The sequence below is a fragment of the Gracilibacillus orientalis genome (assembly GCF_900114645.1).
In the GTDB taxonomy this organism is placed as follows: domain Bacteria; phylum Bacillota; class Bacilli; order Bacillales; family Amphibacillaceae; genus Gracilibacillus; species Gracilibacillus orientalis.
This window is the reverse complement of sequence record NZ_FOTR01000006.1, coordinates 154,920-173,839: the sequence shown is the minus strand read 5'-3', so window position 1 is coordinate 173,839 and position 18,920 is coordinate 154,920. Positions and strand designations below refer to the sequence as shown.

Here is an 18,920-nt window from a genome sequence, read left to right as displayed (position 1 = left end):
ACCTCGTTCATGATTTTTTTAATTGATACATCGTAATTTCAGGTTTACAGAAGAATCGGTATGGTAATCTAGTAGTTCCTATACCACGACTGACAAACAATTGTAATGGATAGTTGCCGATTACATATTCGCCTTCTACATATTTTTCTGCTAAGTGAGGGGTGTAAATATATCCTATAAAGGGTATTTGGACTTGACCACCATGACTGTGACCCGATAATTGAATATCGATCGGATAATCTTTTGTTATATCTGCAAAGTCTGGTTCGTGTGCTAGTAATATTGTCAATTGCTCATTACTAATCCCAGCTATTGCTTGTTCAATATCAGGTCTTCCTAATAATGCATCATCTATACCTGCTAGATAAATCATATCACCATTTTTATTAATCTGTCTGTGTCCATTTTGTAACAATTCGAAACCACTCTGTTGGAAAACATCTTTTAAAATATCTGTTCCATATCCACCATGATCATGGTTACCGTATATCCAGAATTTTCCGTCTCTAGCTTTTAATCTGCCTAACATGGATATTAATCTCTGATCGACCTGATATGTACCTGGATTATCTATTAAATCTCCTGTAAATAGGATCATGTCCGGTTCTAATTGATTCATTTTGTCTACTAATTCGTCTAGCTGTTCAATAGTATATTGGAAACCGATATGAGTGTCAGTAAATTGTAGTATATTGTATCCCTCAAAAGCGGAAGGGGTTTTACTAGAATAGATATCAACATGATGTATATCTAACATATTCGGTTCGATTTCTCTCGCATAATAATAGGTACCACCACTAAGTCCGAATAGTGTAATGATACCACCAAATAATCGTTTTAAAAAGGTTCTACGGTTCATACAGTTAAAAAGCCCTTTCCATTTAGTCATCATAATATATGTATTACATTATAGCATGGTGTTAAGTAAATATGATATCGATGCGGGAGATTACACAAATTTTTAAAATTTATGTTAAAATAGTGTAGGTGATGTCATAATAGCTCCTTCACCAGAGAAAAAAGGAGTGTCCATATGTCTAGTATACTAAAAAAATCGTTAACTGATTTGACTGTAGAGGATTTGATGATTCCTGCAGAAAAGGTGGCACATGTTCAAGTAGGTAATCCTGTAGAACATGCTTTACTTGTATTAGTTGAATCAGGTTATTCGTCTGTTCCTGTATTGGACTTAAACTATAAATTCAAGGGTACGATTGCTAAAACACCAATCCTAAAAAGTGTGATGGGAATGGAACGATTCGAGATGGAAAAATTAGCAGAGACTAAAGTTGAAGCGGTTATGCAAGTTGAACAACCAACTTTAACGATGGATACCGATTTTTTAACGTGTCTAAAAGTCGTCATTAACCATGCTTTTGCATGTGTTGTCGATGAAGAGGGATATTTTCTAGGTATTTTAACGAGACGTGCTATTTTAAAAGAGGTTAACAAATCAATGTATACGACAAAATAATATTACTTGTAAAAGTAAATTATTTTTTGTTACATTTATAAAAACAACAAATATTGGAGGAAGAAAACAATGAAGCAAATGGATGCACATGAGATTATTTCTTTTATTTCAAACAGCAAAAAATCAACACCTGTAAAAGTATATGTGAAAGGTACAGACTTGGATAAAATCGAAGAAACAGGATCGATCCAGACTTTCTTAAACGAAACAAACGGTGTTATTTTTGGTGAATGGAAAGAAGTAAAAGAATTACTTGATACATATAATGATAAAATTACTGATCATGTAGTGGAAAATGATCGCCGTAATTCAGCCATTCCACTATTAAATATGAAAGATATCAATGCACGTATCGAGCCTGGTGCGATTATTCGTGAACAAGTGGAAATCGGTGATGGTGCAGTTATTATGTTTGGTGCAATGATAAATATCGGTTCTGTTATTGGTGAGGGAACAATGATCGATATGAATGCATCATTAGGTGGCCGTGCAACAGTAGGTAAGAATTGCCATGTTGGTGCAGGTGCAGTATTAGCAGGTGTAATTGAGCCGCCTTCTGCTCAACCAGTAACTATTGAAGACGGTGTTGTAATCGGTGCGAACGCAGTAGTACTTGAAGGGGTTCGTGTTGGAGAAGGAGCAGTTGTTGCAGCTGGTGCGATTGTTACGAAAGATGTACCGCCAAATACTGTAGTAGCTGGTACACCGGCAAAAGTAATTAAAGAGATTGATGACCAAACCAAATCAAAAACAGAAATTATGGAAGCACTACGAAAATTAGATGATTAATAAAAGTGATGAGGCAGGGTCAAAAAGATCCTGTCTTGTTTTAACTTAAAATGAATGCGAAAGGAGTTCCTCATGATCAAGAATGAATTATTAACCATTAGACGTTCGCTGCATCAAATACCTGAGCTCGGTTTTCAGGAATATAAAACACAATCTTTTTTATTAGAGACAATTAAAAAAATGAATCGATCGAACATTGAAATCACTAAATGGAAAACAGGATTATTCGTTTTGGTAAAAGGGAATAATCCGAAGAAAACGATTGGCTACCGTACGGACATTGATGGTTTGCCCATTACAGAAGAAACAGATTTTCCATTTAAGTCACAACATCCAGGTCAGATGCATGCATGTGGACATGATTTACATATGACGATTGCATTAGGAGTGCTTGATGAGATAAGTGCGAATGCGATTGATGACAATGTTTTATTTATTTTCCAGCCAGCCGAAGAAGGGCCAGGTGGGGCAGAACCTATACTTTCATCTGATACGTTTAAACAATGGAAGGTCGACAGTATCTTTGCATTACATATAGCACCTGAACTGCCAGTCGGAACGGTATCAACTAGAGCAGGTATTTTGTTTGCCAATACAAGTGAATTATTTCTTGATTTTACTGGTAAGGGTGGGCATGCTGCATATCCACACTTAACGAAAGATATGATCGTAACAGCGAGCAGTTTTATTACACAGTTACAACAAATTATTTCAAGAAAAGTAGATCCACTAGATAGTGGAGTAATCACTATAGGTAAAATGACTGCTGGAACTGTACAAAATATTATTGCAGAAACCGCACGTTTAGAAGGAACCATTCGTACGTTACAACCGGAAACCATGACTATTATAAAAAAAGAGCTGGAAAATATCATTAAAGGCTTTGAGATTGCACATGATTGTACGATTGAAGTAGATTATGGTGCGATGTATTATCAAGTGAACAATGATAAAGTATATGTTGATAAATTTGCTGAAGCTGTTCAAAAGAGTGACATTCAGTTTATCGAAGCAAATGCAGCGATGACTGGTGAAGATTTTGGATATTTCTTAAAGGAAATTCCAGGTTTCATGTTTTGGTTAGGAGTAGACTCTCCCTACGGATTGCATCACAGCAAACTAACGCCCAACGAAGACGCAATAGAAACAGGTATCAAAGCAGTAACAGCGATGATGAAAGAGATATAAAAACATAAACTGCGGAAGTAACTTTGTTGTTGAAATTTCTGGAATAGAGCTACGGCAGAATACTTCGCTGTCCATGGGTACGGCCACAGCCTCCTCGCTCGTAGCAACCATTCTATAGAAAAACTCACTCTTAAGCGAGTGAGTTTTTTGTTTAGTTATTCTTTTGTACGTATACTTGATGTGGGAATGGGATCTCGATATTGTTTTCATCAAACGTTTCTTTAATACGTTTACGAATTTCTCTTTCTGCACCCCATTGTTCCATATTCTCGGTTTTACCAATGATGCGTAATACAACCTCACTTGATCCAAAGCCTTGTACACCTAATACATCAGGACCTTCCATGAAGCGAGGATCTGACTCGAATTCTTCACATACACTTTTTAATACAGCCATTGCTTGATCAATATTATCATCATAACTAATTCCGATATCAACTAGTGCACGCATATTTCCTCTGGAATGGTTACTGACACCGGCTATTTCTCTGTTTGGTAGGTAGTGCAGTGTACCATTAAAGCCACGAATTTTTGTAGTGCGTAAACCAACTTCTTCCACAATTCCGTCATATCCAGCAGCAGTCACATAGTCTCCAACATCGATCTGTTTTTCCAATAAGATAAAAAATCCAGTTACAATGTCACTAACTAATCCTTGAGCTCCAAAACCAATTGCTAAACCTACAACACCTGCACCAGCAAGAAGCGGGCCAATCGGTTGTTCAATGATGCCAAAAAACATAACGACAAAGATAAAAATTAAAACATATGAAAATACATTTAATAGTAGTTTTTCTAACGTTTGTATTCTTGCTTCAGATACATTTTGTCTGGAACTCGATTTATTAAGTGCTGCGGAGATTAATTTTTTTCCGATTGGAGATATAATAAGTAATGCAATGATAAGTATTAAAATTTGAATACCATAATAGATCACATTCTCTAATATAAAACTCCAATCAATCTTTAATCCATTTTCAAACATATTTTTCCTCCTCTCATGATGATTAACCCAATCATATAAAAATGTAAATAAAGACGCAAATAAAAGACTGATTATTTCAATTTATTAACAATTATAAAAAATTTTTAGAAAATAAGTCGAAAAGGTGGAAATTTATTTCGGATGCCGTTATATTTATACATACGTAAAAAAATAGGGGGTGCAAACAAGATGGAAACATTTCAGAAACTTAAGAATTTTTATTGGCCTTTTAAAAAATACTTTTTCTTATCGGTTTTTTTCGTTATGATTGTAGCCGGTATTACGGTAGTATATCCAATCATTTTACAAAAAACAATTGATGATGTGGTTATACCTGGCAACTATCAACTCGTTCCATTCCTAGCAACTGGCTTTATATTGATCATGATTTTGAAAGGGATTTCCAACTTTCTGCAGCAGTACTTAGGTGACTTATTTGGAGTGAAATCTGTTTACACTTTGCGAGATCAATTGTACAAGAAATTGCAAAGGCTTTCTTTTACTTATTATGACAATGCTCGTACTGGTGATCTCATGTCGAGGTTAACAATGGATGTAGAAGGTTTCCGTTTTTTCTTAGCTGCAGGTTTTCGTGAATTAATCAGAGTATCATTGTTAATAGTAATCAGTTTAGGGGTAATGTTTTATTACTCTATACCATTAGCACTGGTAACCATGGCTGCTATGCCATTTTTGGCTATCGTTGTTTACCGCTTTGATAAAAAAGTACACCCGGCATTTCGAAATATTAGGAAGTCATTAGGTCGACTAAATACTCGTATTCAAGAGAACGTAAGTGGTATGAATACGGTTAAATCTTTATCTAAGGAAAATTTTGAGATAGAGCGATTTACATCAAATAACGTTAACTATAAAGACATTAATATTTACACTTCTAATATCTGGTCAAGATACTTCCCGTTAATGGAGTTTATAGGAAATGTCAGCATGGTATCATTGTTAATTTATGGTGGTTATTTGGTCATTAATGATTCCATACAGTTAGGTGAACTTGTTGCTTTCTTTAGTTTGGTAACGTATATTTTGGGTCCATTAATGCATTTAGGTTTTATCGTGAACCAATTCTCGCAGGCAAAAGCATCTGGTGAACGATTGTTGGAAATTCTTGAAGCGAAAGAAGATATTGTGGAGGAAGACGACCCAATTGTTCCTGAACGTATTAACGGACACATTACTTTTAACAACGTTTCTTTAACGTATACAGAAGATGATGATTCTGCCTTAAAAAATATTTCGTTTGATGCACCACCAGGAAAAGTAGTAGGTTTGATTGGGCCTACTGGTGCAGGTAAAACAAGTATTACCCAATTAATAACAAGGTTTTATGAACCAGAAGAAGGAGAGGTTTTAGTTGATGGTAAACCAACAAGCTCCTATTCTTTAAAATGGTTACGAAAACATATTGGATTTGTATTGCAAGAGTCCTTTTTATTTTCTACGACAATAAAAGAGAATATTGCCTATGGTAATCCAGGTGCATCTATGGATGAGGTTATTGCTGCTTCTAAACGGGCACAAGCGCATGATTTTATCATGGAAATGCCGAAGGGGTATGATACCTTACTTGGTGAACGTGGTATGGGACTTTCCGGAGGGCAAAAGCAAAGAATTGCAATAGCTCGTGCGATTTTAATTGATCCTAGTATTTTAGTATTAGATGATGCGACTTCGGCAGTAGATATGGAAACGGAATTTCAAATTCAAAAAGCACTTAAAGAAGTGATGGATGGTAGGACAACATTTATTATTGCGCATCGTATCTCTTCATTGAAGCATGCTGATGAGATTCTTGTATTAGAAGAAGGAGAAATTAAGGAAAGAGGTACACATGAACAGTTAATTAAAATGAATGGATCATATCATCGTATTTATGATATTCAATATCAAGATCGAGACATTGTTATGCAATCTGTTGAATAGAAGGAGGGAGTCGAAATGGCTAAATCAATGACAGTAAAAGAAATGAAAAAAGACAGTCCCCATTTAAATCGTTTTTATTATCCGTTAGATCAAGCGGTGGAAAAGCCTTTTAATTGGAAGCAGATGTGGCGGCTGGTAATATATTTAAAGCCTTATGCAAAAACACTTATGCCAGCCGCAATTATTGCTATGCTTGTGTCTACATTTGTCAGATTAGTTGTACCCTTTATTATTGGTACATGGGTTATTGATAAAGCAATTAAAGATCAAAACATTAACTTACTTACGTATCTAATTATCGGAATTTCCGTGTTATATCTTTTAAGTTATGCAGCGAATACGTATCGAATTAGATGGGTAAATATTTTAGGACAACGAGTTATTCATGACTTGCGTAAGAGTTTATTTTCTCATGTTCAACGTTTATCTCACAATTTTTTTGATAAAAGATCTGCAGGGTCTATTCTAGTACGAATATTGAACGATGTTAACTCGTTACAGGAATTGTTTACGAATGGGATTATTAATTTGTTAATGGATGTTGTGATGCTTACAGGTATTATTGTTATCTTGTTTGTATTAAGTCCACCATTAGCATTGGCCGTTCTATTTATTTTACCGATCATGTTCTTTATTTCTACTAAATTAAGAAGAAAGATTCGTCGCTCATGGCAGGATGTACGTATTCAGAAATCACGTCTGAATTCACATTTGAATGAAAGTATGCAAGGTATTCGTATTACTCAATCTTTCTCTCAGGAAAAAGAAAATACAGAGTTCTTCAACGGTGTGAATACAGATAACTATGAAAAAGAACGAATTGCCATGAAGAAAAGTGCTTATTTTGGTCCCTTCGTAGAGATGAGTAACGCAATTGGTACCGTGATATTAATTTCATATGGTGCACATCTTATTATTACAGGAAATATTGAAATTGGTGTGTTTGTAGCCTTTGCCTTCTATTTAGGCATGTTTTGGGAACCTATTTCCCGCCTAGGACAGATATATAATCAATTATTGGTAGCTATGGCTTCTTCTGAACGTATTTTCGAATTTTTAGATGAACAACCAAATGTCGAAGAGAAAAAGAACGCCAAAGCTTTTCATGATATGAAGGGAAATATTGTGTTTGATCAAGTGCAATTTTCCTATGATGAAGACCGTGTAGCATTACATGAAATTTCATTGAATATGAAACAAGGTCAGACGGTTGCACTTGTTGGTCATACTGGATCAGGTAAGTCAACCATTGCTAATTTAATCAGTCGTTTTTATGATCCGACTAAAGGTACAGTCAAGATTGATGGGCATGACCTTCGCGATATGCGTTTGGATAGTTTACGTACGAATATTTCTGTTGTATTGCAAGATACTTTTATATTCTCAGGTACCATTATGGAAAATATTCGTTTTGGTCGTCCAGAAGCAACGGATGAAGAAGTAAAAGAAGCAGCAAAAGTCGTTGGAGCAGATGACTTTATTAAAAGATTAGCAAATGGATATCAAATGGAAGTAGAAGAACGGGGAAATATTTTGTCTGCTGGTGAAAGACAGTTGTTATCTTTCGCTCGTGCATTATTAGCTGATCCTAAGATTTTAATATTAGATGAAGCGACAGCTAGTATTGATACGGAAACAGAAGTGAAAATTCAAAAAGCACTAAAAAGATTGCTCGAAGGACGTACAGCAATTATGATTGCTCACCGATTGTCTACTATTAGAGAAGCAGATAATATCATCGTGTTAGAACATGGCCGTTTATTAGAACAAGGTAATCATGATGAATTAATGAAGAAAAAGGGCGAGTACTATGAGCTTGTTAAATCGCAATTTGAAATGTTAGATGCATTATAATTAAATGGAAACCAGATATTATATCTGGTTTCTTTTTTGGTTCGATGTGGTAAAATGATTATGATTATAAGTGTTGGAGGAGTTTATATGAAACGTGAATTTGCAGTAATTGGTTTAGGTAGATTTGGTGGAAGTATCTGTCGAGAGTTAAGTGCAGACGGGATGGATGTACTGGCGATCGATATACAAGAGGATAAAGTAAAAGAATTCAAAAATATTGCAGCACATGCTGTAATTGCAGACACAACGGATGAAAATGTGTTAAAGGAATTAGGTGTCCGCAACATTGATCATGTTATTGTTGCAATTGGTGATGATATCCAAGCAAGTATTCTTTCCACATTAATGTTAAAAGAGTTAGGAATTAAAAAAATAACTGTTAAAGCACAAAATGACCATCATGAAAAAGTTTTAAATAAAATTGGAGCGGATCATGTTGTACATCCCGAGCGTGATATGGGAAAACGTATTGCACATAGTATCATCTCCACCAATATTTTGGATCATCTAGAGTTATCTGATGATCATAGTATTGTTGAGGTGAAAGTAGGAGTAAAAATGGATGGAAAAACATTGCTGGACTTAGATATTCGAGCTCAGTATGGCTGTAACGTTGTAGCAATTAAAGAAGCTGATGAGAAAGGTATTAATGTTTCTCCGATGGCAACACAAGAAATCGAGCAAGATGATATCCTTATTGTTATTGGTGCGGATAAAGACATATCCCGATTTGAAAAAGAACTAGTCGTAGAAGATTAAGTACATACTGGAGAGTAGATTAAACTCTTTTGTTGAACAATCGAAACTGTTATTACCTTTTAATACATTAAAAACCCGTTTCAATAATTGAAACGGGTTTTCTTTGATCTGAGTATTTTAGACTTCCATAATGATCGGTAAGACCATTGGACGACGTTTTGTTTTGTCATAAAGGAATGGAGCGATTGTATCGTTAATTTCATTTTTGATTTCAGACCACTGTGTAGTCCGGCGTTCCATTACCTTATCTAAGTGTTTGGAAACAAGCTTTTGTGCTTCGTTAATTAAGTCTTCAGATTCCCTCATATAGACAAATCCACGTGATATAATATCTGGACCTGATGCGATTTGGAATTCTTTCATATTGATACTTACGACAACGATAACTAGTCCTTCCTCGGAAAGGATACGACGATCACGTAATACAATATTACCAATATCTCCAATTCCACTACCGTCTACATAGACTGAACCAGAAGGAATTTTACCGGAAATCGCAGCACTATCTTTTCCTAATGCTAATACTTCTCCATTGTCCATAATAAAGCTATTTTTAGGGGATATACCACAGCTATCTGCCAATTTCGTATGTTCTTTCAACATACGATACTCCCCATGAATAGGCATGAAATATTTTGGTTGTATGAGACGTAGCATCAATTTTTGTTCTTGTTGACCACCGTGACCTGAAGTATGGATATCATTAAGTGGTCCATGAATAACTTCAGCACCGGCACGGTATAATTGATTAATAATTCTACTAACACTTAATGTATTCCCAGGGATTGGTGAAGAAGAGAATACAACTGTGTCACCAGGGATAATCTGAATTTGACGATGTGTACCGTTCGCAACTCTAGATAATGCAGCCATTGGTTCTCCTTGTGAACCGGTGCAAAGGATGGTCACTTCGTTAGCAGGAAGTTGGTTTATTTGATGTGCATCAATAAACGTATTTTTAGGTGCACGAATATATCCGAGCTCTTGTCCAATCTTAATGGAACCTTCCATGCTTCGTCCGAATACGGCTACTTTACGTTTATGTTTAACGGCTGCTTCAACGACTTGTTGCAAGCGGTGAATGTTTGAAGCGAAAGTAGCAAAAATTAATCTGCCATCCACTCGTGAGAAAATATCATTAATGCTGTCACCAACTACTCGTTCTGATAGAGTAAATCCAGGAACTTCACTGTTTGTACTGTCTGATAATAGACAAAGAACGCCTTCTTTGCCAATTTCAGCCATTTTTGCCAAGTTGGCAGGTTCTCCAACTGGTGTAAAATCAAATTTAAAGTCACCAGTATGAACAATATTTCCTGGAGGTGTTTTTACAACAATACCATAAGAATCGGGAATACTATGTGTCGTCCGGAAGAAGGACACAGCTGTTTTTCTAAACTTAAATACATCATCCTCTTGGAAGGTGTGTAACTTTGTCTTGCGTAATAATCCGTGTTCATCCAATTTGTTTCGAATGAGTCCAATTGCTAATTTACCTGCATAAATAGGCACATTTATTTCGCGTAGTAAATAAGGTAACCCACCAATATGGTCTTCGTGACCATGTGTGATGAATAGACCTTTTATTTTATCTTGGTTTTGCACAAGGTAGGTGTAATCAGGAATGACATAATCGATTCCTAATAATTCATCCTCAGGAAACTTGATTCCTGCATCGATAAGAATGATTTCATCTTGGAATTGAACACCGTACGTGTTTTTACCAATTTCACCCAAACCACCCAGTGCAAAAACTGCTGTTTGGTCGTTTTTTACAAATTTCATACGCTAAACAGTCTCCACTTTGTAAAAAGGGGATTGTTGTTCATATTCTAGGTGTGCCTCACTCAACAATTGGATTAATTCAATATTAATATGCTTTTCTTTTAAAGAGTCACGTACTTCTCTTTCCGTAGAAGCTTCGATATATAAACTCTTAGTATGTTCACGCACAGGTATTTCTGATGCGTTCTCTTGATAAAGTACTTTAAATATCATGCTATCTCTCCTTTAGTTGTTATTTGCGTTTCGATTCTATGGTTTGTTTTGAATGCTTATAAAAATCATCAGAACGATTAATGGTAGTTGGTATCCGTTTTCTCCGTAAAGCTTCCCGCAAGCGTCGTTTTAATTTTTCTCTTAAACGTTTTAACATATAACTGCTCAACACCTTCCTATCTATATAGAAAAGAAAAGCAAGTATTCAACGAACCGATCCAATCCCTATTACTATATAGTATAGTATGAATTACGAAAATTTGAAACAAAAAAGGCTAAAATAAATGAATTATTTTCTAAATAACCTTTATTATGGCTTCTATTATTCATAGCTTTTACTTAGTTTTAACTAGGGAGAATATACTTATTCATTTTGTTCATGGTACAATCAATCGTGGTTTTAAAATTACATATAGAGGAGAATGAATGTGGGACAAAAAGTTGTATTTCTTGATATTGATGGGACAATCTTAGATCATGACAAACAAATACCGAGTGCAACAAAAGAAGCAGTAAAACAACTTCAGGATTCAGGAGTTATTGTATCGATTGCTACCGGACGTGCACCATTTATGTTTCAAGATATTCTTGAAGAATTAAATATCCATTCGTATATAAGTTTTAATGGTCAATATGCTGTATATAATGGAGAGGTTGTTTTTCGAAATCCAATCGATTCTGAGCAAATTGAAGAATTGACTGCATATAGTATTAATCACAATCATCCACTTGTTTATCAAAGTATTGAAGACATGAAATCATCTGTAAGTAACCATCCGCATATTGAACAAGGAATTGGAAGTTTAAAACGAAGTCATCCTTTAGAGGATACAGAATATTATAAGAAGCAAGAGATTTTTCAAGTTTTATTATTTAACAAAGAAAAAGAACAAAAGGTTTATGAAGAGGTATTTCAACAATTGAAATTTGTTAGATGGCATCCAGTTTCTTGTGATGTAATGCCGAAAATTGGATCAAAAGCACATGGTATTGAAAAATTTATAGAAGCACTTCATTTAAATTTGGAAGATACATATGCATTTGGTGACGGATTAAATGACTTAGAAATGATCACGAAAGTTCATACAGGGATTGCAATGGGAAATAGTGTGCAAGAAGTCAAGGAAGCAGCCGATCTTGTAACAGATGATGTAGATCAAAACGGCTTAAGCAAAGCTATGAAGAAATTATCGTTGATTAAATAATTTTCACCGTTTCTGTTCGAAAGAGTCACTCATTTATTGATTGTATAAACAATAATAAAATCCCGTTTCAATTTTGTTGAAACGGGATGAAATAATTGCTATTCAAGATTATTGATCACAAGGCTTTGAATTTTCTGGGATTGCAAAAGGATCCTGTTTATTAATTCGATCATAAAACATCACACCATTTATGTGATCAATTTCATGTTGAAAAACAATTGCAGCATATCCCCTTAATTTCAGTTTCACATCATTACCCTCTAAATCAGTAGCTTTTATAGTAATCTTTTGATAACGAGGTACATACCCAGGGACTTCTCTATCAACGGATAGACATCCTTCACCACCAGACAAAAATGTTTCTGCAACAGAATGGCTGATAATTTTAGGGTTAAACAGGCCATAACTGTATTCTTTCTCATCTAAGTCTTGGAAGTGAATGGCAATCATTCTTTTTGATATCCCAATTTGTGGAGCAGCTAAACCAACACCTGCTCGTAATTGATATTTTTCAGCGATTTCTTCATCTTGACTATTCTTTATAAATTGTAGCATTTCTTGCAATGTTTCTTTCTCTTCTTTAGTTGGTGGCAGTTCTACTTCTTTTGCCACTTTAGTTAAAACAGGGTGTCCCTCTCTAACTATATCTTTCATTGTAATCATTGACATACACCTCTTCATAAATATTCGTATTATCTATCATAACGAAAAATGATCAAAAAATATAGAATTCTAATAAGCAATTTTAACTTTTATACAAAAGGTTGGTCAATTTATGTTATAATAAATTGGCTTAAATTATTAATGAAGTTGCTTTAGGAGGATTTGGGGAATATGAGAAGATTATTACTAATCGGCTTTTTGTTTATAGTGGCATTAGTTGGATGTAGTGGAGAATCTGCCGCTAATGACATGTATGATCATTTAGAAAAAACTGTAGAATTAGAGCAAACATTTGCTGAACAACAAGAACCTTTTACAGGTCTGGAGGAAGAAGAACAGGAACTATATAATCAAATTATTGAATTGACAGCTGACGAAATGGATGAAATTACAACATTGTCAGAACAAGCAATTGATACAATTGATGAACGCAGAAAATTACTTGAAACAGAATTAGAAAGTATGCAAGAAGCAGAACAAGAATTTTCTCAAGTAGAAGAGTATATTGATGATTTGGATGAAGAACCTAAAAAAGTAGCTGAAGAAATGATCCAAACGATGGATCAACGCTATGATATGTATCAACAATTAAATGAATCATTTTTAGCATCTTTAGACCAAGATAAAATGTTATATGAATTATTTATGAACGAAGAACTTACAGAAGAAGAACTTCGTGAACAGATCGAAACGGTAAATCAATCATACGATGATGTGATGGAAATAAACAAAGAATTTAATGAACTGACGGATACATATAATCAGCTAAAAGAAGACTTTTATAAAGCTGCTGATTTAAATGTTGTATATGAGTAAAGCTTTCGATTTTTCGAAAGCTTTTTTCTATACTTTTTTTCGGCTAATAAAAATAGTACAGATAAGAAAAGATAATGAAACAGATTGTATAAAAGCGCTTTATTAAATATTCGAATACCAATTAAGATGGATATTATAAAATTATAATTAAATCTTGCAAAGTGTTTGACCAACTGAGTTCAATGAGCTAAACTATAAATGAGCAAAAATTGTACCAGTACTATAAGTCAATTCTTATGTAACAGTTTGTTAATTACATAGGTTGATTATTTTTTGTCCAAAAGGGTATAGCAATAATAATGACTTTGGTACAGATTTTTTAATCTTTTGGGAAAGCTAATTTTGATAAATTTAAATTAGGGATTGAGAAAGGAAGAGGTGAATTCTTTTGAAACGTACTTTAGAAAATATTGAAGAACAGTTTGAAACGTTTCAAATTCTGAATGAAGAAGGTAAAATCGTTAATGAAGATGCTATGCCTGATCTTTCAGATGAAGAACTAAAAGAAATTATGTATCGAATGGTGTATACAAGAATTCTTGATCAACGTTCGATTGCGTTAAATCGCCAAGGACGTTTAGGTTTTTATGCACCAACGGCAGGACAAGAAGCATCACAGTTAGGAACACAATTTGCACTTGAAAAAGAAGACTTTGTTTTACCTGGGTATCGTGATGTACCACAGTTAATCTGGCACGGACTTCCATTATATCAAGCATTCTTATTCTCCCGTGGCCATTACCATGGTAACCAAATGCCTGAAGGAGTTAATGCTTTAAGTCCACAAATTATCATTGGTGCACAGTATACACAAGCTGCTGGTGTGGCATTAGGTATGAAAAAACGTGGTAAAAAGTCAGTAGCTATTACTTACACTGGTGATGGTGGTACTTCTCAAGGTGATTTCTACGAAGGAATTAACTTTGCAGGTGCTTATCAAGCTCCAGCTATTTTTGTTGTGCAAAACAACCACTTTGCTATCTCGGTACCAGTTGAACAACAAACTGCTGCTGATACATTAGCTCAAAAAGCGGTTGCTGCAGGTATTGAAGGAATCCAAGTAGATGGTATGGATGTTCTTGCTGTATATGCGGCAACAAAAGATGCAAGAGAGCGTGCTGTAAATGGTGAAGGACCTACATTGATTGAAACTTTAACATACCGTTATGGTCCACACACTATGGCTGGTGACGATCCTACTCGTTATCGTACAGAAGAAATGGACAACGAATGGGAGAAGAAGGATCCAATTGTTCGTTTACGTAAATTCTTAGAAGAAAAAGGATTATGGTCTGAAGAAGACGAAAACGAAGTAATCGAAAAAGCTAAAGAAGAAATTAAAGCAGCGATTAAGAAGACAGATGAACAACCAAAGCAGAAAGTTACTGATTTAATTGGTAATATGTATGAAGAACTTCCAGCTCACTTGCAGGAACAAATGGAAGAATATAAAGCAAAGGAGTCGAAGTAAATCATGGCTCAAATGACAATGATCCAAGCAATTACTGATGCTTTAAGAGCAGAATTAAAAAATGATGAAAATGTCCTTGTATTCGGGGAAGACGTTGGCCAAAACGGTGGTGTTTTCCGTGCAACTGAAGGTTTACAAAATGAATTCGGTGAAGATCGTGTATTTGACACTCCTTTAGCTGAATCTGGTATTGCAGGTATGTCACTTGGACTTTCTACACAAGGATTCCGTCCGGTACCTGAGATTCAATTCTTTGGTTTCGTATTTGAAGCTATGGATGCTATTAACGGTCAAATGGCACGTTTACGTTACCGCTCTGGTAATACACAAAATGCTCCAGTTACGATTCGTTCACCTTTTGGTGGCGGTGTGCATACTCCAGAACTTCACGCAGACTCTTTAGAAGGTCTTATTGCACAACAACCAGGTATGAAAGTAGTAATTCCGTCTGGTCCTTATGATGCAAAAGGTCTTTTAATTCAATCTATTCGTGATAATGATCCGGTACTGTATTTAGAGCACATGAAACTTTATCGTTCATTCCGTGAAGAAGTTCCTGAAGAAGATTACACATTAGAATTAGGTAAAGCGAATATTGTACGTGAAGGAAATGACGTAACATTAATTGCATATGGAGCAATGGTTCACTCTTCACTAAAAGCAGCGGAAGAACTAGAAAAAGACGGAATTGATGCAGAAGTAATTGACTTACGCACGGTTATGCCTATTGATTTTGATACGATTGTACAATCGGTAGAAAAAACAAATCGTGTGGTTATGGTACAAGAAGCACAACGTCAAGCTGGTTTGGCTTCTTATATAGTATCTAATGTTCAAGAACGAGCTATACTACACTTAGAAGCACCTATTCTGACAGTTGCTGCTCCTGATACAGTATATGCTTTTACACAAGCAGAAGAAATTTGGTTACCAAACTATAACGATATTATCGAAAAAGTAAACAAAGTCATTAATTTCTAAGCAATTAAATCGAGACGGGAGGTCATGAGAATGGCTTTTGAATTTAAATTACCTGACATTGGTGAAGGTATCCATGAAGGTGAAATAGTAAAATGGTTCGTAAAAGCTGGTGAAGAAATCAAAGAAGACGACGTGCTTTGTGAAGTACAAAATGATAAGGCAGTTGTTGAAATTCCTTCCCCAGTAGATGGTACGGTATCCGAAGTGCATTTTGAAGATGGTTCAGTTGCAACAGTTGGTGAAACAATTATTACCATCGATGCTGAAGGATATGAAGATGAAGGATCTTCAGATGATGGTGATAAAGCTGAAGCGAAGGATGAACCGAAGGAAGAGAATAAAGAAGAAGCAAAAAATGACGATGCTGCGAAAGAAGAAAAGCAAGAGCCAGTAGCTAAAGACCCGAACAACCGCGTAATTGCGATGCCTTCTGTTCGTAAATATGCACGTGATAACAATGTTAATATTACAGAAGTACAAGGAACTGGCAAAAACAATCGAGTACTAAAAGATGATATTGATGTCTTCTTAAGCGGTGATCAAAAAGCAGAAACAACAGCAGCTGGAGATCAAGCAAGTGAAGAGCAAGCTCAAACGTCTGCTCCAACGGTTTCAGAGGGTGAATTCCCAGAAACTCGTGAGAAAATGAGTGGAATCCGTAAAGCAATTGCTAATGCGATGGTTAATTCTAAGCATAAAGCACCACACGTTACATTACACGATGAAGTTGATGTAACAGAATTGGTAGCACACCGCAAGAAATTTAAACCAATTGCTGCAGAGCAGGACATTAAGCTTACTTATTTACCTTATGTTGTTAAAGCTTTAACTTCTGCATTATCTAAATTCCCAATTTTAAATGCTTCTATTGATGATGAAACTGATGAAATCGTGAGTAAGCATTATTACAATATTGGTATTGCAGCAGATACGGAGAAGGGTCTTCTTGTTCCTGTAGTGAAGAATGCAGATTCTAAATCAATTTTTGCAATTTCCAACGAAATTAATGAACTTGGAGGAAAAGCAAGAGAAGGAAAGCTGGCTCCTAGTGAAATGAAAGGTGCTTCTTGTACGATTTCTAATATCGGTTCAGCTGGTGGACAATGGTTTACACCTGTAATCAATTATCCTGAAGCTGCTATTTTAGGAATTGGACGTATTGCAGAAAAACCAGTTGTACGTGACGGTGAAATTGTTGTTGCGCCTGTATTAGCACTATCATTAAGTTTTGATCACAGAATAGTTGATGGTGCCACGGCTCAATTAGCATTAAATCAGATGAAACGTCTGTTAGAAGACCCACAACTAATTATGATGGAGGGGTAAACAAATGGTAGTAGGAGACTTTCCGATAGAATTAGATACACTTGTAGTTGGTTCTGGTCCTGGGGGATATGTTGCAGCAATTCGTGCAGCACAAACTGGACAAAAAGTAACAATCGTAGAAAAAGGTGCAATCGGTGGTGTATGTCTTAACGTTGGATGTATCCCGTCAAAAGCTTTAATCGAAGCAGGGCACCGCGCAGAACATGCTCAAGGAGACGATGAACTTGGGATTAAAACAGAAAATGTTTCTGTGGATTTTTCTAAAGTACAAGAATGGAAAGGTTCAGTTGTTAATAAACTAACTAGCGGTGTAGAAGGATTATTAAAAGGAAACAAAGTAGACATAGTAGGTGGTGAAGTGTACTTTGTTGATAAAAATACAGTTAAAGTAATGGATGAAAAAAACTCTCAAACATATACATTTAAAAACTGTATTATTGCAACTGGTTCACATCCGATAGAACTACCTACTTTCAAATACTCTGATCGTGTATTAGATTCAACTGGCGCACTTAACTTAAAAGAAGTTCCGAAAAAACTAGTTGTAATCGGTGGTGGATATGTTGGTACTGAATTAGGTTCAGCATATGCAAACTTCGGTACAGAAGTAACAATCCTAGAAGGATTAAAAGATATCCTTGGTGGCTTTGAAAAACAAATGAGTGCACTTGTCAAGAAAAAATTGAAAAGTAAAGGTGCAACAATTGTAACAGAAGCTATGGCTCAAGGTGTTGAAGAAACAAAAGACGGTGTTAAAGTAACATATGAGGCCAAAGGTAAGAAAGAAACGGTTGAAGCTGATTATGTACTTGTAACTGTTGGACGTAAACCTAATACAGATGAGCTTGGATTAGAGCAGGTTGGCATCGAAATGGATGATAAAGGTCTTGTTAAAATCGATGAACAATGTCGTACGAATGTAGATAACATTTTCGCGATTGGTGATATTGTCGATGGACCTCCACTTGCACATAAAGCATCTTATGAAGGAAAGATTGCTGCTGAAGCGATTGCTGGAGAAAATGCGGTAATCGACTATAACGCCATCCCGGCAGTTGTATTCTCTGACCCTGAATTAGCCACTGTTGGTTATTCTGAAGAGGGAGCGAAAGAAGCAGGTTACGATGTTAAAGCATCTAAATTCCCATTTGCAGCAAATGGTCGTGCATTGTCATTAAATGCATCTGATGGATTTATGAAGCTTATTACACGTAAAGAAGATGGTTTAATTGTTGGTGCACAAATTGCTGGTCCAAATGCTAGTGATATGATTTCTGAACTTGGGCTTGCAATTGAAGCTGGTATGACAGCAGAAGACCTAGCGCTAACTATCCATGCTCACCCTACATTAGGTGAGATCACAATGGAAGCAGCAGAAGTTGCAATGGGTACACCAATTCATATTGTAAAATAATAAGTTAAAAGTGAGGAGTCTGCCTGGCAGACTCCTTTTTAAAAGTATTAAAAATA

The 18,920-nt window shown here is 35.5% G+C and carries 17 protein-coding genes; 12 read left to right on the top strand and 5 right to left on the bottom strand.

Going from position 1 to position 18,920, the window contains the following annotated elements:
• Positions 1-7: 7 nt before the first annotated feature.
• The gene (locus BM121_RS12610) at positions 8-859 is read right to left on the bottom strand and encodes a metallophosphoesterase (RefSeq protein WP_091484000.1); all 852 of its coding nucleotides are present in this window, start codon (positions 857-859) and stop codon (positions 8-10) included.
• A gap of 174 nt (positions 860-1,033) precedes the next feature.
• Here BM121_RS12610 and cbpB point away from each other — a divergent pair, with 174 nt between their 5' ends.
• The 3 genes from cbpB (at position 1,034) to BM121_RS12595 (ending at position 3,451) form a co-directional block, all read left to right on the top strand.
• Positions 1,034-1,474 carry a cyclic-di-AMP-binding protein CbpB gene (cbpB, locus tag BM121_RS12605; protein WP_091483999.1) on the top strand — a complete coding sequence of 147 codons (441 nt, stop codon included), beginning with the start codon at positions 1,034-1,036 and terminating at the stop codon, positions 1,472-1,474.
• A 69-nt stretch (positions 1,475-1,543) separates the two neighbouring features.
• On the top strand, positions 1,544-2,263 hold the full coding sequence (gene dapD / locus BM121_RS12600; protein ID WP_091483998.1) for a 2,3,4,5-tetrahydropyridine-2,6-dicarboxylate N-acetyltransferase: 720 nt from the start codon (positions 1,544-1,546) through the stop codon (positions 2,261-2,263).
• 72 nt (positions 2,264-2,335) lie between these two features.
• Positions 2,336-3,451 carry an N-acetyldiaminopimelate deacetylase gene (locus tag BM121_RS12595; RefSeq protein WP_091483997.1) on the top strand — a complete coding sequence of 372 codons (1,116 nt, stop codon included), beginning with the start codon at positions 2,336-2,338 and terminating at the stop codon, positions 3,449-3,451.
• Between the two features lie 151 nt (positions 3,452-3,602).
• Here BM121_RS12595 and BM121_RS12590 read toward each other — a convergent pair whose 3' ends face one another.
• Entirely contained in the window at positions 3,603-4,436 is an 834-nt protein-coding gene (locus tag BM121_RS12590) for a mechanosensitive ion channel family protein (protein ID WP_091483996.1), read from the bottom strand.
• A gap of 189 nt (positions 4,437-4,625) precedes the next feature.
• Here BM121_RS12590 and BM121_RS12585 point away from each other — a divergent pair, with 189 nt between their 5' ends.
• The 3 genes from BM121_RS12585 (at position 4,626) to BM121_RS12575 (ending at position 8,990) form a co-directional block, all read left to right on the top strand.
• Entirely contained in the window at positions 4,626-6,377 is a 1,752-nt protein-coding gene (locus tag BM121_RS12585; protein ID WP_091483995.1) for an ABC transporter ATP-binding protein, read from the top strand.
• A 15-nt stretch (positions 6,378-6,392) separates the two neighbouring features.
• Positions 6,393-8,231 carry an ABC transporter ATP-binding protein gene (locus BM121_RS12580; RefSeq protein ID WP_091483994.1) on the top strand — a complete coding sequence of 613 codons (1,839 nt, stop codon included), beginning with the start codon at positions 6,393-6,395 and terminating at the stop codon, positions 8,229-8,231.
• Positions 8,232-8,318: 87 nt separating this feature from the next.
• Complete coding sequence (locus BM121_RS12575; RefSeq protein WP_091483993.1) at positions 8,319-8,990, top strand: potassium channel family protein; 672 nt, start codon at positions 8,319-8,321, stop codon at positions 8,988-8,990.
• 117 nt (positions 8,991-9,107) lie between these two features.
• On the opposite strand, the gene rnjA is transcribed toward BM121_RS12575, so the two are convergent.
• Complete coding sequence (gene rnjA, locus BM121_RS12570) at positions 9,108-10,775, bottom strand: ribonuclease J1 (protein ID WP_091483992.1); 1,668 nt, start codon at positions 10,773-10,775, stop codon at positions 9,108-9,110.
• Positions 10,776-10,778: 3 nt separating this feature from the next.
• Positions 10,779-10,988, bottom strand: a complete 210-nt coding sequence (locus BM121_RS12565; protein WP_091483991.1) for a DNA-dependent RNA polymerase subunit epsilon — start codon at positions 10,986-10,988, stop codon at positions 10,779-10,781.
• A gap of 422 nt (positions 10,989-11,410) precedes the next feature.
• Between BM121_RS12565 and BM121_RS12560 the strand changes: the two genes are divergently transcribed.
• Positions 11,411-12,193 (top strand): Cof-type HAD-IIB family hydrolase, encoded by a 783-nt coding sequence (locus BM121_RS12560; protein WP_342714475.1) that lies wholly within the window; start codon positions 11,411-11,413, stop codon positions 12,191-12,193.
• Positions 12,194-12,301: 108 nt separating this feature from the next.
• Here the strand turns inward: BM121_RS12560 and def are convergent, their stop codons facing one another.
• On the bottom strand, positions 12,302-12,856 hold the full coding sequence (gene def / locus BM121_RS12555) for a peptide deformylase (RefSeq protein ID WP_091483989.1): 555 nt from the start codon (positions 12,854-12,856) through the stop codon (positions 12,302-12,304).
• A gap of 171 nt (positions 12,857-13,027) precedes the next feature.
• Here def and BM121_RS12550 point away from each other — a divergent pair, with 171 nt between their 5' ends.
• The 5 genes from BM121_RS12550 to lpdA all read left to right on the top strand — a co-directional run bounded on the left by BM121_RS12550 (position 13,028) and on the right by lpdA (position 18,864).
• Entirely contained in the window at positions 13,028-13,672 is a 645-nt protein-coding gene (locus BM121_RS12550) for a YkyA family protein (RefSeq protein ID WP_091483988.1), read from the top strand.
• A gap of 388 nt (positions 13,673-14,060) precedes the next feature.
• Entirely contained in the window at positions 14,061-15,143 is a 1,083-nt protein-coding gene (gene pdhA, locus BM121_RS12545; protein ID WP_091483987.1) for a pyruvate dehydrogenase (acetyl-transferring) E1 component subunit alpha, read from the top strand.
• A 3-nt stretch (positions 15,144-15,146) separates the two neighbouring features.
• Positions 15,147-16,124 carry an alpha-ketoacid dehydrogenase subunit beta gene (locus BM121_RS12540; RefSeq protein WP_091483986.1) on the top strand — a complete coding sequence of 326 codons (978 nt, stop codon included), beginning with the start codon at positions 15,147-15,149 and terminating at the stop codon, positions 16,122-16,124.
• A 30-nt stretch (positions 16,125-16,154) separates the two neighbouring features.
• Positions 16,155-17,450 carry a dihydrolipoamide acetyltransferase family protein gene (locus tag BM121_RS12535; protein ID WP_091483985.1) on the top strand — a complete coding sequence of 432 codons (1,296 nt, stop codon included), beginning with the start codon at positions 16,155-16,157 and terminating at the stop codon, positions 17,448-17,450.
• Positions 17,451-17,454: 4 nt separating this feature from the next.
• Positions 17,455-18,864 carry a dihydrolipoyl dehydrogenase gene (gene lpdA, locus BM121_RS12530; protein ID WP_091483984.1) on the top strand — a complete coding sequence of 470 codons (1,410 nt, stop codon included), beginning with the start codon at positions 17,455-17,457 and terminating at the stop codon, positions 18,862-18,864.
• Positions 18,865-18,920 lie beyond the last annotated feature (56 nt).

Bases quoted from the DNA above. Each gene is read 5' to 3' on its own strand.
- BM121_RS12610 (WP_091484000.1), bottom strand. From the start codon at position 859: ATGAACCGTAGAACCTTTTTAAAACGATTATTTGGTGGTATCATTACA.
- cbpB (WP_091483999.1), top strand. From the start codon at position 1,034: ATGTCTAGTATACTAAAAAAATCGTTAACTGATTTGACTGTAGAGGAT.
- dapD (WP_091483998.1), top strand. From the start codon at position 1,544: ATGAAGCAAATGGATGCACATGAGATTATTTCTTTTATTTCAAACAGC.
- BM121_RS12595 (WP_091483997.1), top strand. From the start codon at position 2,336: ATGATCAAGAATGAATTATTAACCATTAGACGTTCGCTGCATCAAATA.
- BM121_RS12590 (WP_091483996.1), bottom strand. From the start codon at position 4,436: ATGTTTGAAAATGGATTAAAGATTGATTGGAGTTTTATATTAGAGAAT.
- BM121_RS12585 (WP_091483995.1), top strand. From the start codon at position 4,626: ATGGAAACATTTCAGAAACTTAAGAATTTTTATTGGCCTTTTAAAAAA.
- BM121_RS12580 (WP_091483994.1), top strand. From the start codon at position 6,393: ATGGCTAAATCAATGACAGTAAAAGAAATGAAAAAAGACAGTCCCCAT.
- BM121_RS12575 (WP_091483993.1), top strand. From the start codon at position 8,319: ATGAAACGTGAATTTGCAGTAATTGGTTTAGGTAGATTTGGTGGAAGT.
- rnjA (WP_091483992.1), bottom strand. From the start codon at position 10,775: ATGAAATTTGTAAAAAACGACCAAACAGCAGTTTTTGCACTGGGTGGT.
- BM121_RS12565 (WP_091483991.1), bottom strand. From the start codon at position 10,988: ATGATATTTAAAGTACTTTATCAAGAGAACGCATCAGAAATACCTGTG.
- BM121_RS12560 (WP_342714475.1), top strand. From the start codon at position 11,411: ATGAATGTGGGACAAAAAGTTGTATTTCTTGATATTGATGGGACAATC.
- def (WP_091483989.1), bottom strand. From the start codon at position 12,856: ATGATTACAATGAAAGATATAGTTAGAGAGGGACACCCTGTTTTAACT.
- BM121_RS12550 (WP_091483988.1), top strand. From the start codon at position 13,028: ATGAGAAGATTATTACTAATCGGCTTTTTGTTTATAGTGGCATTAGTT.
- BM121_RS12540 (WP_091483986.1), top strand. From the start codon at position 15,147: ATGGCTCAAATGACAATGATCCAAGCAATTACTGATGCTTTAAGAGCA.
- BM121_RS12535 (WP_091483985.1), top strand. From the start codon at position 16,155: ATGGCTTTTGAATTTAAATTACCTGACATTGGTGAAGGTATCCATGAA.
- lpdA (WP_091483984.1), top strand. From the start codon at position 17,455: ATGGTAGTAGGAGACTTTCCGATAGAATTAGATACACTTGTAGTTGGT.